The organism is Glycomyces harbinensis, assembly GCF_900101745.1.
GTDB classification, from domain to species: Bacteria; Actinomycetota; Actinomycetes; order Mycobacteriales; family Micromonosporaceae; genus Glycomyces; species Glycomyces harbinensis.
Genome location: NZ_FNAD01000023.1, coordinates 75,276 through 89,259 on the forward strand (window position 1 = coordinate 75,276; position 13,984 = coordinate 89,259).

General features: G+C 72.3%; 16 protein-coding genes. 11 read left to right on the plus strand and 5 right to left on the minus strand.

What is annotated here, in order from left to right; genetic code table 11:
- Positions 1-89: 89 nt before the first annotated feature.
- Entirely contained in the window at positions 90-971 is an 882-nt protein-coding gene (locus BLQ63_RS25895) for a helix-turn-helix domain-containing protein (protein ID WP_218125511.1), read from the minus strand.
- Between the two features lie 128 nt (positions 972-1,099).
- Here BLQ63_RS25895 and BLQ63_RS25900 point away from each other — a divergent pair, with 128 nt between their 5' ends.
- The 3 genes from BLQ63_RS25900 to mobA all read left to right on the plus strand — a co-directional run bounded on the left by BLQ63_RS25900 (position 1,100) and on the right by mobA (position 3,386).
- Positions 1,100-1,501: a hypothetical protein gene (locus BLQ63_RS25900; RefSeq protein WP_091040430.1), complete on the plus strand. Its 402-nt coding sequence runs from the start codon at positions 1,100-1,102 to the stop codon at positions 1,499-1,501.
- A gap of 123 nt (positions 1,502-1,624) precedes the next feature.
- Positions 1,625-2,599, plus strand: a complete 975-nt coding sequence (locus BLQ63_RS25905) for a DUF4192 domain-containing protein (protein WP_177155114.1) — start codon at positions 1,625-1,627, stop codon at positions 2,597-2,599.
- Positions 2,600-2,771: 172 nt separating this feature from the next.
- Entirely contained in the window at positions 2,772-3,386 is a 615-nt protein-coding gene (mobA, locus tag BLQ63_RS25910; protein ID WP_091040432.1) for a molybdenum cofactor guanylyltransferase, read from the plus strand.
- 210 nt (positions 3,387-3,596) lie between these two features.
- Here the strand turns inward: mobA and BLQ63_RS25915 are convergent, their stop codons facing one another.
- Both BLQ63_RS25915 and BLQ63_RS25920 read right to left on the minus strand, forming a co-directional pair.
- Entirely contained in the window at positions 3,597-4,523 is a 927-nt protein-coding gene (locus BLQ63_RS25915) for a rhomboid family intramembrane serine protease (protein WP_143015098.1), read from the minus strand.
- 10 nt (positions 4,524-4,533) lie between these two features.
- A complete protein-coding gene (locus BLQ63_RS25920; protein ID WP_091040434.1) occupies positions 4,534-5,046 on the minus strand; it encodes a peptidylprolyl isomerase in 513 nt (170 codons plus the stop codon).
- A 116-nt stretch (positions 5,047-5,162) separates the two neighbouring features.
- Here BLQ63_RS25920 and BLQ63_RS25925 point away from each other — a divergent pair, with 116 nt between their 5' ends.
- Positions 5,163-5,525: a hypothetical protein gene (locus BLQ63_RS25925; RefSeq protein ID WP_091040435.1), complete on the plus strand. Its 363-nt coding sequence runs from the start codon at positions 5,163-5,165 to the stop codon at positions 5,523-5,525.
- A 398-nt stretch (positions 5,526-5,923) separates the two neighbouring features.
- On the opposite strand, the gene BLQ63_RS25930 is transcribed toward BLQ63_RS25925, so the two are convergent.
- Positions 5,924-7,018: an aminotransferase-like domain-containing protein gene (locus tag BLQ63_RS25930; protein WP_091040436.1), complete on the minus strand. Its 1,095-nt coding sequence runs from the start codon at positions 7,016-7,018 to the stop codon at positions 5,924-5,926.
- Positions 7,019-7,438: 420 nt separating this feature from the next.
- On the opposite strand from BLQ63_RS25930, the gene BLQ63_RS25940 reads away from it, so the two are divergent.
- Both BLQ63_RS25940 and BLQ63_RS25945 read left to right on the plus strand, forming a co-directional pair.
- Positions 7,439-7,957 carry a YbhB/YbcL family Raf kinase inhibitor-like protein gene (locus BLQ63_RS25940; protein WP_091040438.1) on the plus strand — a complete coding sequence of 173 codons (519 nt, stop codon included), beginning with the start codon at positions 7,439-7,441 and terminating at the stop codon, positions 7,955-7,957.
- Complete coding sequence (locus tag BLQ63_RS25945) at positions 7,950-9,107, plus strand: thiolase family protein (protein ID WP_091040439.1); 1,158 nt, start codon at positions 7,950-7,952, stop codon at positions 9,105-9,107. The genes BLQ63_RS25940 and BLQ63_RS25945 overlap by 8 nt, the downstream gene beginning before the upstream one ends.
- 137 nt (positions 9,108-9,244) lie before the next feature.
- On the opposite strand, the gene BLQ63_RS25950 is transcribed toward BLQ63_RS25945, so the two are convergent.
- Positions 9,245-9,505 carry a cell division protein CrgA gene (locus BLQ63_RS25950; RefSeq protein ID WP_091040440.1) on the minus strand — a complete coding sequence of 87 codons (261 nt, stop codon included), beginning with the start codon at positions 9,503-9,505 and terminating at the stop codon, positions 9,245-9,247.
- 622 nt (positions 9,506-10,127) lie between these two features.
- Between BLQ63_RS25950 and BLQ63_RS25955 the strand changes: the two genes are divergently transcribed.
- From BLQ63_RS25955 to BLQ63_RS25975, 5 genes are all read left to right on the plus strand, one after another.
- Entirely contained in the window at positions 10,128-11,174 is a 1,047-nt protein-coding gene (locus BLQ63_RS25955) for a class E sortase (RefSeq protein WP_091040441.1), read from the plus strand.
- Between the two features lies 1 nt (position 11,175).
- Positions 11,176-11,484 (plus strand): hypothetical protein, encoded by a 309-nt coding sequence (locus tag BLQ63_RS25960; RefSeq protein ID WP_091040442.1) that lies wholly within the window; start codon positions 11,176-11,178, stop codon positions 11,482-11,484.
- A gap of 63 nt (positions 11,485-11,547) precedes the next feature.
- The gene (locus BLQ63_RS25965) at positions 11,548-12,138 is read left to right on the plus strand and encodes an anthranilate synthase component II (protein ID WP_091040443.1); all 591 of its coding nucleotides are present in this window, start codon (positions 11,548-11,550) and stop codon (positions 12,136-12,138) included.
- A gap of 165 nt (positions 12,139-12,303) precedes the next feature.
- Complete coding sequence (locus BLQ63_RS25970) at positions 12,304-12,747, plus strand: DUF7144 family membrane protein (RefSeq protein WP_091040444.1); 444 nt, start codon at positions 12,304-12,306, stop codon at positions 12,745-12,747.
- A 58-nt stretch (positions 12,748-12,805) separates the two neighbouring features.
- Positions 12,806-13,750 carry a YihY/virulence factor BrkB family protein gene (locus tag BLQ63_RS25975; protein WP_091040445.1) on the plus strand — a complete coding sequence of 315 codons (945 nt, stop codon included), beginning with the start codon at positions 12,806-12,808 and terminating at the stop codon, positions 13,748-13,750.
- The last annotated feature ends 234 nt before the right edge of the window (positions 13,751-13,984 follow it).

Sequence of the window (13,984 nt, forward strand, 5' to 3'; positions counted from 1 at the left end):
CTCCCGCTGACCTGTGGTTTTGTTCCCGGGCGACCCGGCGCGGGCCCTGCGCGGCACGGGCGCGGGCGGCCGGGTTCAGACCTTCAACACTAGTCCCCCGCGGCGGTGGGCCGCGACGACTCCGCACCCGCGATGGGGTCCGTCTCGGCGCCTTCGGCGGCCGCCGCGGCGGCCTCCCGGAACACCGCCGCGGTCGCCTCGTCGAGCGGGAAGAACAGCTCCACGGCCAACTCCGAGACCGTGATGTCGCGGGGCGCGCCGAACGTCGCCACGGTCGTGAACATCGACAGATCGCCCCTGGCCGAGCGCACGCGCAGCGGCAGCGCGAACGGGCTCGGCGCCGCCCCGTCCCAGACGCCGTCGTCCGCCGCGACCGGCCCGTAGGCCCGGACCTCCTCGATCAGCGCGAACGCCGCCGGGGCCTCGTCGACCGCCAGCTGGGCCCGCAGCCGGTCGAGGAAGTACTGCCGCACCTCCCCGAAGTTCCGCAGCCGCGGCGCCATCCCGCGCGGGTGCAGCGCGACCCGCGCCAGATTCACCCGCCCGGACAACAGCTCCGGGTCGACGCCCTCCATCAGGACCCCCGCGCCCGCGTTGAAGTCAAGGAGGTTCCCGAACCGGTCGACCACGACCGCCGGGAGCGGATCGTGGTGGTCGAGGATCATCCCGATCGCCTCCCGGGCCGGTGCGAGCCCCTCGTCCCAGTAGTCGGTCTCGGCCCACTCCGGCGCGTACCCGGCCGCGACCAGCAGCGCGTTGCGCTCGCGCAGCGGGACTTCCAGGGCCACGGCCAGGCGCTCCACCATTCGGCGGCTGGGTTCGGCGCGCCCGGTCTCGATGCGCGAGAGGTGCCGCGACGACACGCCGGTCAGCACGGACAGGTCGAACTGGCTGGTGCGCCGGCGCGTACGCCACTGCCGCAGCAGCGCGCCGAACGCGGTCAAAGTCTGCGGGGTCGTCTGGGTGTTCACGGCCGCAACGTTAACCACGGACGCGACGCGAGTCCATGACCTCGGAGGTCATTGCGGGGCGGCGCGGGGCCGCCCAGGATTGGCCCACCGGCGGCAGTCCGCCGCCGCGACACGAACCGGAGGACCCCATGACCGCCACGACCACCACCGCCGCCGCCCAGGCCCGGCTTCGCAATGTCCTGCTCCAGGACGCCGCCGGCTGCACCGCCTTCGGCCTCCTCATGACCGCCGGCGCCCCGCTGGTGGACCGCTTCCTCGGGCTCGGCACGGCCTGGGCCGTCCCGTTCGGGGTGTACCTGCTCGGCTGCGCGGTCGCCATCGCACTGATCGCCGGGTATCCGGTCCCGGTGCGCGGCCATGTGATCGGCGTGGTGGTGAACAACGTGCTCGCCGTGGCCGCGCTGGCGGTGGTGCCGTTCACCGATCTGGTGGACCTGACCGGCGCCGGATACGCGGTGATGCTGGGCGGGGCGGGACTGGTGGCGATGTTCGCGGTGCTCGAAACGGCGGGGCTACGCCGCCTCGCGTGAGACCGAGGGCTATCACATCGGACGCCGTTTCGGAGGTTGTCCACAGGCCCGATTCGGTTATCCACAGGCTAAAAAATAATTCTTGCCAGTAGTGGGCATGTCACGGACAGTTGACCTATGAACATGACACAAGCGAGAATCCGCATCAACGGCCCCACGGACCTCATCACGACGGTCCCCCTGCTGCTGGGTTTCCACCCTGAACACAGCCTGGTGGTGGTGGGCCTCCTCGGCGGCGAGCTCCAGTGCACCTTCCGCGTCGACCTGCCCGGCTCGGCCGACCACATGGAGCACCTGCGGGACCTGACGGGCCAGCTCAGCCACAACGAATGCGACGAGTGCGTACTCATCGCCTACGGCGACAAGGAGATCGGCGAGGCGGCGATCGAGCGGGCGGCGGCCCGCTTCGACGCCGCCGGCGTCGAGCCGGTGGACCGGCTGCGCGTGGCCGCGGGCCGCTGGTTCAGCCTCACCTGCGAGGAGCCCTGCTGCCCGCCCGAGGGCCTGTTGGTTCCGGAGACCACTGCGGCGTCCTGCGAGGTCGCGGTCGCGGGCGGGTACGCGGCGGCCGACCGGTCCGCGGTCGCCGACCAGCTCACCCCGGCCCCGATCGGCCGCCGCGCGGCGGTGGCCTCGGCGGTGGTCGAGATCCTCACGGCCGAAGCGGACATGGACTGGGCCGCGCAGCGCTCGCGCGACCTCCACGCGATCGACCACTGGATGGGCGTGAACACGCTGCCGGGCCCGGCCGACACCGCGGCGGTGGGCCTGGCGCTCGGCGACCTGGACATCAGGGACTACGCCTTGCGGCGCGTCAACTCCGGCCAGTTCGAGGGCAACCGGGTCGATCTGTGGATCTGGGTGGCCCGGCACATGGAGGAGGACCTGGTGGCCCCGGCCGCCACGGTGGCGGGCTTCGCGGCCTACCGCTTCGGGAACGGGGTGCTCGCGCTCGAGGCGCTGGAACTCGCGCTGCGGGCGAGCCCGCACTACCGCCTGGCGCAGATGCTCATGGCGGCCCTGCAGGCGGGCATTCCCCCGGGCGCGCTCTCGAGGATCGGCTACGGAGACCGGGAGGCGTCAGAAATCAACGGCTGAGGCCCCGCCCGCCTACCGAGAAAACCAAAGCACCCAGAACCCGACCCGACCCGAAGGAAGCCGATGAAGTCAAAGGCAAAGACAAGATGACCAGCCGGAGAACCGCTGGGAACGGTGAGGCGGGCCAGGCGGTGGCACCCCGTGAGCGCGGAGTGATCGCTAGTCTGGTGGCATGGCTGAGCTCCCGAGCAGTTACGCCGCGATCGTCTTGGTCGGAGGCAAGGCCCGGCGGTTCGCCGGGTGCGCGAAGAGCGAGTTGGTCGTCGAGGGCGCGACGATCCTGGAGCGGATGCTGTCCGCCATCGAGGATGCGGCGGTGCGAGTGGTCGTGGGCGCGAGGCCCGCCGACGCGAAGCCCCTGCCTGCGGGGGTGCTCCAGATCCTGGAGGACCCGCCGCGATCGGGCCCGGCCCGATCGGTCGCGGCCGGTCTGGCGCTGGTGCCGGACCACTGCGACCGGGTGGCGATCCTCGGCGGCGACCTGCCGTTCTTCACCGCTGAGGCGCTGGACCTGCTGCGAGGCAAGGCCAGTGCCGCGGGAGCGGAGACCGGGGCGCTCTTCTGCGACGACGCGGGGCGCAGGCAGTGGCTGTGCGGTCTGTGGCCGGCGGCCCTGATCCGCCGCAACGCGGCGGGCATCGAGCCGGGAGCACCGGCGAGGCGCCTGTTCACCGGGATCGAGGTCGAGACCGTCCACTGGGATGAGGCGAGTCCGCCCCCGTGGTTCGACTGCGACACTCCGGCCGACCTCGAGCAGGCCCGGTCCTGGGCCGCCGAACTGAAATAGCGGCACCGGCGAAGGCCGGTCCGCGAGGACGGTCAACGCCGACCGTCGGCCGATCGCCCCGGCGAAGGCCCTCATGACCATGCACACCAACAACAACCGGGCGGGTGGGCGCGGGGAGGGGTGGGGCGGGGAGGGGGGAGGCCCCCCTTGGTCATCGGGAGCCGGCTCGGTCCGGCATCCATGCGGCCGGGCCGCCTGGGGCGGCCCGGGCTACACGATGTCGAAACGGTTGTCGAGCATCCCGGTCTGCAGGAACGTGACCACCGCCAGCGCCGCCAGGAACACGGCGAAGCCGATCCAGTGGAGCGAGCGTCGCTCGCGCGGCACGAAGGTGAGGATCGCTCCGCAGATCAGGCCGCCGACGAGGCCGCCCACGTGCCCGGCGAAGCTGAACCCCATCATGAGGGTCAGGACCAGGTTGAGTCCGAGGAGCACGTAGATGCCGCGGTTGTCGCGGCTGAGCTTGCGGTTGACCAGGATCATCAGGCCGAACAGGCCGTAGACGGCGCCGGAGGCGCCCGCGGTGAAGGTGTCGTACGAGAACAGGTACACCGCGACCGACCCCGCCAGCCCGGAGAGCATGTAGGCCGTGAGGAAGCGCGCGGGTCCCAGGTCCCGTTCGAGGATGCGTCCGAGCATCCACAGCACGACCATGTTGAACAGCAGGTGGATCGCGCCGAAGTGCAGGAACATGGCCGTGAGCATCCGGAAGTAGCCGCCCGCGGCGACGACCGGTGCGGTGATGGACAGACCGAAGAGGTCCACCGTCACCTCGGGGTCGTAGCCGGGCATGTACCCGATCTCGGTTCCGAGCCAGTGGACCGGGGTCATCATCGAGGTGGTGGCCGCGGCCAGGGAGCCCGCCGAGATGACGGCGAGCACGAACACCGCGACGTTCGCGCCGATGAGCGTCTTGGTGACCGTGCCGGCCGCGCCCGCCCGGGCCCCGCCGCCGAACGAGGAGCGCGGTTTGCGCATCGTTCGGCGGCCTTCGGCCACGCAGTCGGGGCATTGGAACCCGACGGGCGCGTCGATGCGGCAGTCGGCGCAGATCGGCTTGTCGCAGCGGACGCAGCGCAGGTAGGTCTGGCGGTTCCGGTGGCGATAGCAGACCGGGGCCGACTGCTCTTCGCTCATCGAGGCGTCGTTACTTCTCGATGACGACGGACTCGATGACGACCTCGTTGACCGGGCGGTCCATCGGGCCGACCGCGGTCTTGCCGATGCGGTCGACGACGGACTTGGAGTCCTCGTCGGCGACCTTGCCGAAGATGGTGTGCTTGAAGTTCAGGTGCGGGGTCGGGCCCAGCGTGATGAAGAACTGGGAGCCGTTGGTGCCGGGCCCGGCGTTCGCCATGGCCAGCAGGTAGGGCTCGCCGAAGTGGAGGTCGGGGTGGAACTCGTCGGCGAACTTGTAGCCGGGTCCGCCGCGGCCGGTGCCGGTCGGGTCGCCGCCCTGGATCATGAATCCGTCGATGACCCGGTGGAAGATCACACCGTCGTAGTACGGGCCCGAACCCGGAGCCCCGGTCTCGGAGTCGGTGTATTCCTTGGTGCCCTCGGCCAGACCCACGAAGTTCGCCACGGTCTTGGGCGCGTGGTTGTCGAGCAGCTCGATGGTGATGTCACCGGCATTGGTCTTCAGCGTCGCCTTCGTCATGGCGTCTATGGTGCCAGACGGCCGAGGTTCGTCCAACTTTCTGCCCCGTTTCCCTCGACGGGTGTCACAGGCCGGTGCACGATGAGTGGAACAGGCACCTAGAGGAGGCATTCACGATGGGCTTCAGCCGACACGCCACGACTCCCGCCCGGGAGGCCGTGGACCATTTCACGCAGGGTGTGACCTCGCTCAAGCACGCGGGGTACGCGGCTGCGCGCGGCACGAGAGACGCGGCGGCGCCGCGGGTCAACGTCGTCCTGACCAAGGTCGGGCTCAAGAAGCCGCCGGCGCCCAAGTGGCCGTGGGTCGCGGGGGCGATCGGCGCGGGGCTCGCGCTGGGGGGCGCGGCGTTCTACGTGTGGTACCGGCAGCGCACCGAGTCGATCGGTGAGCAGCTCCTGGCGGACGAGCTGCTCGACGACTCCGAGCTCGACGACCGGGCGCTCTCGGAGGAGCTGGTCGACAGCGTCACCCGATAGGAGCCCGCTCCTGTTCGGCGAAGCGAATATCGGGTCGCCGGTCGGCGTGTGCGCCGGCCGGAGGCGGCACTGCGGCTCGGCAAGGGCGCGACCGGTTCGGTCGCGTGTCGCAGGCCGGTTGCGAATCGGGGATCCGCGCGTCGCGCGGGTCCCCGCAGTCGTGGAAAGGGCGACGCCGGACCGGTGCCTCGCCTCGGGGGGAGTGGGCGAGTCCACCGATCCGGCGTTCATGGGGGCGGGATAACGACCTGTCCGCGGCTGTACCGCGGTCACGCAACGATTCTCGCGCCCCTTTCACGTTCTGTGAAGAGCGCCGCGGTGGCGGTTATACGCCATGTCGCATAACCGCCATCCAATGTCGACGTTCCGTTTCGCAGTGGTCACGGAACGTGCGGCGATCAGGCCCGGGTGGCCTCGACGGCCCTGGCGAGGCGCCGCACGCCCTCGTCGATCCGGTCGGCCTTGACGGCCGAGTACGCCAGTCGCAGGCAGGTCTCGCCGCCGTCGAGCACGAAGTCGGTGCCCTTGACGACCTGGACGCCCTCGTCGGCGGCGGCCGCGGCGACCTTCGCGCAGTCGACGCCCTCGCCGAGGTCGACCCACAGGAAGTAGCCGCCGTCGGGCACGACGAACTCGCTGCCGGGCAGGTGCGCGCGCAGTGAGGCGGCGAGCTGGTCGACCCGCTCCTCGAGCGCGTCCTTCACCGTCGCGATGGACCGGTCGAGCGCCCCGGAGGCCGCGAACTGGTAGATCGTGGCCTGCGCAAACATGTTCGGCGCGATGTAGGTGTTGGTCGCGGCCTCGGCGATCGTCTTGATGAGGCCGGCCGGGCCGACGAGGTAGCCGGTGCGCAGGCCGGGGCAGACGGTCTTGGAGAACGAGCAGGCGTAGACGACGCGGTTCTCGGCGTCCTGCTCCAGCATCGTCGGGTGCTGCTCGCCGCGGAAGCGGATGTCGTAGTACGGGTCGTCTTCGAAGATCGTGAAGTCGTACTCGTTCGCGAGCTGGAGCAGCCGGACGCGCTTGTCGCCCGAGAGCGACACGCCCGCCGGGTTCTGGAAGTTCGGGATGATGTGCGCGAGGGTCGGGCGCACGCCGCCCTTGAGCAGGGCCTCCAGTTCGTCGACGTCGAGCCCGTCGGCCTGGACGCGGACCGGGTGCAGCTCGCCGCGGCGGTTGCGCAGGCCCAGGAGCGTCCGGTCGTAGGTGGGCCGCTCCACGATCACGGGGGAGTCGGGCTTGACGAGCTCGTCGAACAGGAACGCGTCGGCCTGCATCGAGCCGTTGGTGATGAGGACGTTCGCGGTCTGCACGCCGTGCTTGGCAGCGATCCACTCCCGCAGCGGGCCGTAGCCCACCGAGGTGCCGTAGCCGGTGACTCCGGCCGGATCGGCTTCGAGTGCCGCGACGGCGGCGGCCTTGAGGCCTTCGGTGTCGACGATGTCGAGCGACGGGGCGCCCCGGGAGAAAGAGATGACGTCGGTGTTCGGCATGACACCAGCGTAAGCGGCCCATAGGGCGGACGTCGAGCGGTATGAGCGCGGCTGAGGGCACGCTCACCGGGCGGCACGGCTGGTCAGGGCCGGTCACGCGCCGGTACGGCGCGGATCACGCGAGGGCGCGGCGCGTTGCGGGAGCCGGCGGTGCGCGCCGGCCCCGGGGAAGCGGCGGCGCCGCGCCGGGCCCGCGGCGCCCGCACACGGTCTCGTCGGGCCCCGGGACGGCGGCGTCAGCGATCCTCCATGCCGCCGCGGCGGCCGCCGCGATACGGTGCAAGAGGGGCCCGCGGGCCCTCGACGAGTTCTTGACGGTGCTGTAGAACATGCGGTCCCGCAAGCGGAAAGCCGCCGCGCCCGTCCTCCGCGGACGGTCGGCGGCGGCGCCCCGCCGGCGGGCCCCGAAGGAGGAGGACGATGACGTCGCTCGATCGCACGAGAGCCCCCTGGCCCTACGATTTCCTTCCCCCGCTGCCGTCGTTCACGGTGGCCTCGAACGACGTCGCCGACGGCGCGACCCTGCCGCAGGCCCAGGTCGCGGGGCAGGACGTCTCGCCGCACCTGGCCTGGTCGGGCTTCCCCGCCGAGACGGCCGCGTTCGCCGTCACCTGCTTCGACCCCGACGCGCCGACCGGCTCGGGCTGGTGGCACTGGATGCTGCTGGGCCTGGACGCGTCGGTCACCGAGCTGCCGACCGGCGCCGCGGCCGCCCCGCCGGCGGGCGCCGTGCAGTTGCGCAACGACTCCGGCGCGGTGGGCTTCGCCGGGGCCGCGCCGCCGCCGGGCGACCCCGACCACCGCTACCTGTTCGCCGTCCACGCCCTGAAGGCCCCCGTCGAGGTCGACCCGGGCTCCTCGATGGCGGTGGGCGCCTTCCACCTCACGTTCAACGCGATCGCGCGGGCGGTCATCGCGCCGGTGTACCGCAATGGCTGAGGCCGTGATCCTGGCCGCCGCCCGGACCCCGCTGGGACGCCGCGGCGGCATCCTCGCGGGCGTCCACGCCGTGGACCTCGCCGCGCACGCGATGAACGCGGCACTGCTGCGGTCCGGGCTCGGACCCGACGCGGTCGACGACGTCATGTTCGGCTGCGTCTCGCAGGTCGGCGAGCAGTCCTGGAACATCGGCCGCAACGCGGTGCTCGCCGCGGGCTGGCCCGAGGCGATCCCGGGAACCACCATCGACAGGCAGTGCGGTTCGAGCCAGCAGGCGGTCGCGTTCGCGGCCGCGGCGGTCCTGGCCGGGCACGCCGACGTCGTCGTCGCGGGCGGGGTCGAGTCGATGACGCGCGTCCCGATGGGGTCGAACGTCGGCGCGGGCGCGGGCGAGCCGTACGGTCCGGCGGTGCGCGAGCGCTATGCCGCGAGCGTCGACGCCGAAGCGGCGGTGCCGTTCAACCAGGGCGTGGCCGCCGAGCTGGTGGCCGAACGGTACGGGATCGGCCGCGAAGCGATGGACGCATTCGCGCTGGCCAGCCACGAGAAGGCTGCTGCGGCGAGCGACAAGGGCGCGTTCGCGGTCGAGATTTCACCGGTGGCGGGCGCGGCGGCCGACGAGGGGATCCGGCGGGACACGAACATCGCGAAGCTCGCCGGGTTGAAGCCGGCGTTCACCGCCGACGGCTCGGTGACGGCCGGGTCGTCCTCGCAGATCTCGGACGGGGCCGCGGCCCTGGTGATCACCACCGACGAGCACGCGCGGCGGCTCGGGGTGCGGCCGCTGGCGCGGATCGCGGCGGCGTGCGCGGTCGGGTCGGACCCGGTGCTCATGCTCGACGGTCCGATTCCGGCGACGGCGAAGATCTTGCGGCGCACCGGACTCGACCTCGACGAGATCGACGTGTTCGAGGTCAACGAGGCGTTCGCGGCGATTCCGCTCGCGTGGCTCGCCGAGACCGGCGCCGACGAGGAGCGGCTCAACCCGCGCGGCGGGGCGATCGCGCTCGGGCACCCGCTGGGGGCGTCGGGTGCGCGGCTGGCCGCGACGATGCTGCACTACATGCAGGACACCGGGTCGCGGCGCGGCCTCCAGGTGATGTGCGAGGGCGGCGGCATGGCGAACGCGACGGTCTTCGAACTCCTGTGAACCGCAATAGCGGATGAATCCGGAAATATCCTGATAAATCCGCCCTTAGGGACCCCTGGTGCGAAGTTTACGCCGGGGGTCCGACATGTACTTCGCGCCGGGATACGCGAGGAGTCCTCAAGCGGCTGGGGCGGGGGTCAGCGCCACTTCGAGAGGACGAGCAGGGCGGCGACCATGCAGGAGAAGCCGACGGCCAGGTTCCAATAGCCCCAGGCGGCGACCGGGTAGGCCATGCCCGAGAGATAGAAGAGCGTCAACCAGCCGATGCCGATCACGATGAGGGCGACGGCGGTGATCGGCACCCATGTCGGGCTCGGCTCGTAGCTCTCACCTGCGGTGGTGGTAGAGCCCGTGGAGCTCGAGTAGACCTTCTTCTTGCGCACGCGTGACTTCGGCATCGACGACTCTCCAACTGAGGGACATGTCCGTGCTCCAGGGTACCGTCCGCCGGTGACGCCCCGTCCGCGCGGCATCGCGTAGCTCACACTCCGCGGGTGAGCTGCCGGAGCGCTCCCCCGCGCGCCCGATCGGGGCCTCGGCGGGGCTGTCGGCGGGCAGGGGCGGGCGACTCGCGGGCCCCGGGGTCGGGCCCCCGGTCGACAATGGTGCCCCGCGGGTGCGACATTCCGGACGGGCGGGGCTTCGAACAGGCCGCACGCCGCCCGTACGGGCGATAGTCGGGTTCGCGGTGCATCGCCGGGATGGCCTCGCGCGTTATGGTTACGACATCATCCAGGCGTTGAGTACACGGGCACGACGGAGGGAACGTTCCAGGTGAGCGATCAGGACTGGTCCCCCTTCGCGAACGAGCCGCCGTCGCGGCCGCCGCAGGGGCCCGCCGCGGGCGAGCCGCCGTCGCGGCCGCAGCCGACGGCGGGATCGCAGCCGCCGGCGAATCCCCTCGCCGCCGAGCCCCCGCCGGGCCCGCCGCCGGGGGCCGCCCCGAGCCCCGGACGCGCCAGCGTCCCCGGCCCGAGCGGTCAGGCGAAAGTCCCCCCTCCCGGCCCCGACCCTCGCGCGGTGCCCTCGCCGCCGGGCTCGCTCCCGCCCAGGCCCAACGGGTCCCGGCCCGCCCCCGGCCCCCGCCCGGACCCCGGCCCCGCCTTCGCCCCGCCCCCGCAGGCCACCCCGCCGCCCCAGACCTCCCCGCCGAAGCCGGTTTCGCCGCCCGCGTCGTTCGCGGCCACCCCGCCGCCGGCCGCACCGGACTTCGACACCACCACCGCGCTCCGCCCGCCGGGCCTCGCGAAGGCCGCGACCGCCCCGCTGGTGCCCGAGCCCGACGGGACCGCGATCCTCCCGGTGATCCCCGCCGACGACATGCCCGCGCCTCCCGGCGCCGACAGCGCCGTCCGCAAGAAGCGCTCGGTCAAACGCCACCGGGGCGATGCCGGGGGCCTGCGCGGCACCGTCCGCGGCCTGGGCGAAGCGCTCATCACCCTCGGCGCGGTCGTCCTCCTCTACGCCGGCTACGAGGTCTTCGGCGTCTCCGGCGAGATCAACAACGAGCAGGAGACCCTCTCCACCGACCTCGACACGATCTGGGACAGCGGCGAGGAGGAGGGCGTCGACGGCGCGCCCGTCCCCGAACTCGGCGACGCCTTCGCCCGCATGTGGGCCCCCGACATCCGCGCCGAGTCCTGGACCCTCGTCGAGGGCACCGAGCCGGCCGACATCGAGTACGCCCCCGGCCGCTACCTCGACGGCGCCTACCCCGGCGAGCAGGGCAACTTCACCCTCGCCGGCCACAACGTGCCCGCGATCTTCCAGAAGATCCGCGACCTCGAACCGGGCGACAAGATCGTGATCGAGACCAAGGAGAACTTCTACGTCTACGAGGTCCAGGAACACGAGGTCGTCAACGAGACCCAGGTGGACATCACCGCCCCGGTCCCCGGCGAGCCCGGCTCCGAGCCCGGCGACGAGGACTACTGGCTGACCCTGTTCACCTGCCACCCGCTGTGGGACAACTACGAGCGATACGTCGTCTACAGCCAGCTGGTGGAAACGATCGAACGCGACCCCGAGGGCGACCTTCCCCCGGCCGCCATCGACCCGGAGGTCTGACGTGTACTCGTGGATCTGGAGCAAGCTCCCGTTCGGCCTGCCCGGCAAGATCGCCGGCTCGGTCGCGCTCGGCGCGGGCACGGTCGCCCTGCTGTGGTTCGTGCTGTTCCCGGCGATCCGACCGCACATGCCCTGGAGCAACGTCGACCCCGCGGGCGGCGTGAACGTCGAGCAGCCCGAGGACGGCGGCGCCGACGCCGAGTCGCCCACGTGCACGCCCGGCGTGGACTGCCAGGGCACCGGATTCGACCCCGACGACTGGCAGACCGCGCAGTCGCCGGGCGGGGAGTCGAGCGAGGACGCCGATTGAGCCGGGCCGAACCTTTGGGGCGCACGGTGGGGCGCGCGCCGGAACGCATTCGGGAACGCACCGATGAGTAGCGTGCTGGTCGTCGACTTCCGCGACTCGTTCGTCCACACCATCGTCTCCTACCTGCGGGCGCTGGGCGCCAAGGTCGAAGTGCGTCGCTCCGACCGGACGGACGCCGACGAGGCCGAGCGGCTGCGCCCCGCCGGGCTGCTGCTCTCGCCCGGGCCCGGACGCCCCGACGAGGCCCGCCTCGGCCACGAACTGCTCGACCGCTTCGCCGGCGCGGTCCCCGTCCTCGGGGTCTGCCTGGGCCACCAGGTGATCGCCGAGCACTGGGGCGCGATCGTCTCGCGCGCGGCCGAGCTGCGGCACGGCGAGACCTCCCCGATACGCCACGACGGCGCGGGCGTCTTCGCCGGACTCGCGAACCCGTTCACCGCCACCAGGTACCACTCGCTCGCGGTCGAGCCCGCGAGCGTCCGCGACCCGCTCACGGTGAGCGCCACCAGCGAGGACGGCACCGTCATGGGCCTGCGCCACCGCACCGTCGACGTCGAGGGGGTGCAGTTCCACCCCGAGTCGATCCTCACCGAGGACGGCAGCGCCCTGCTCGGCAACTGGCTGCGCCGCGTCGAAGACGCCAAGGGCGCGTAGCGGACCGCGCGGCGGCCCGGTTCGGCGAACGTCCCGCCGCGGACGCCGCGGCGAGCGCTTGCGGCCCGTCCCCGGGCGTCGAAGCCGAGGCCCCGCCGACGCGTCGCCTAAGCTGGGCTTCGCAAGCGGCGGCGCCGGAGCCGTCCGGCATCCGGGGGACCGCACATGACGCAAGGGGACTGGAATCCTCGCCGAGGGCCCGGCGGCTCCGCGTTCGCCGGGATCCTGCTCCTGCTGGTCGGCGCCTGGCAGGTCTTCGTCGGGTACGCCGTCGCCAGCGGCGAGGCGTTCGTGTTCACCGGCGGCGGGTACTGGTACCGGGCCGACAACACCGGCTGGGGCTGGGTCAGCATCGCGATCGGCCTGGCCGCCATCGTGATCGGGCTCGCGCAGTGGGGCCCGGGCCGAATCTTCGAGCCGCTGCGGCGCAGTCCCGTCCCGGCGCTCCTGGTCGCGGTGGTCTCCGCGATGAACCAGTTCTTCCTCGCGCCGCAGTACCCGCTGTGGGCGGCGCTGGTGGTCGCCGTCGACGTCTTCATCATCTGGGACCTCGCCACGCGCACCCGCCCCACCGGCGGCGGCGAGGAGCCCGGCCGCTACACCCGATAGGACGCATCCGGTTCGCCGTTCGCCCCCGCGGGAGCGCGGGACCTGGCACGGTGGATTGATGGGCGGACGTTCGATCATCAAAGCCGCCAAGCGGTACGGCGCCGAGAGCCGCGGCGACGCCGCGGCGGCCCTCACCTACTACTCGGTGCTGTCGCTGTTCCCGGCGATCCTGGTGGGCACCTCCCTCATCGGGCTGCTCGACGAGGACGCGACCGCTTCGCTCCTGGACGGCATCGCCTCGCTGGCTCCCGCCGAATCCATGTCGATCATCGAGGACGCCGTGGCGCGTCTCCAGATGAACCCGGCCGCGGCCGGGTTCGTCGCGCTCGCGGGTCTGGTGGCGGCGCTGTGGGCGGCCTCGAACTACGTGGCCGCGTTCTCGCGGGCCCTCAACGCGGTCAACGGGACCGGGGAGACGCGCAAGTGGTGGACGGTCCTCATCGTGCGGGTCGTGCTCACCCTCGTGGTGGGCGCCCTGACGGCGGTGTGCGCGGTGGTGGCGGCGACCGGCGGTTCGGTGGCGCGCGCGATCGGGCGCGCGGCGGGCGCCGACGAGGCGGCCGCGACGGTGTGGACCTGGGTGAAGTGGCCCGTGATCACGGTGCTGGTCGTCGTGATCGTGGCGCTCCTGTACTGGCTGGCGCCGGCGAAGCGCTCGCGTTTTCGGGAGCGGGCGGCGGGCGCGGCGCTGGCGGTGGTGCTGTGGCTGGCGGCCTCGGCCCTGTTCGGTCTGTATGCGGCGTCTTTCGCGAGCTACGACGAGACGTACGGCGCGCTCGGCGGCGTGATCGTGTTCCTGGTGTGGCTGTGGATCACCAACGCGGCCTTGCTGTTCGGGTCCGAGTTCAACGCCACCGCCGACCCGGAGGCCGACACGGCGGGCACCGCCGAAGGCGAGGCGGGCGAACCGAGCGCGACCGAGGATGACGGCGGCGGCGGTGACGGTGACGGTGACGGTGACGGCGATGCTTCCGGCAACCCGGGGCGTACCGGCCATCCCTAACCCCCACCCTCCCTGGGGAAAGGTAGTCCCACCTTCCCTCGGGGGTCCGACAGGAACCGCGCCCCGCGGTCCCCGTGTCATCCGAAAGGGGTAACGGCTGCCCACGCAGACGCGGCGCGAGCGGCGAGCGGCGAGCGGCGAGCGGGGAGCGGGGAGCGGGGAGCGGGGAGCGGGGAGCGGGGAGCGGGGAGCGGGGAGCGGGGAGCGGGGAGCGGGGAGCGGGGAGCGGGGAGC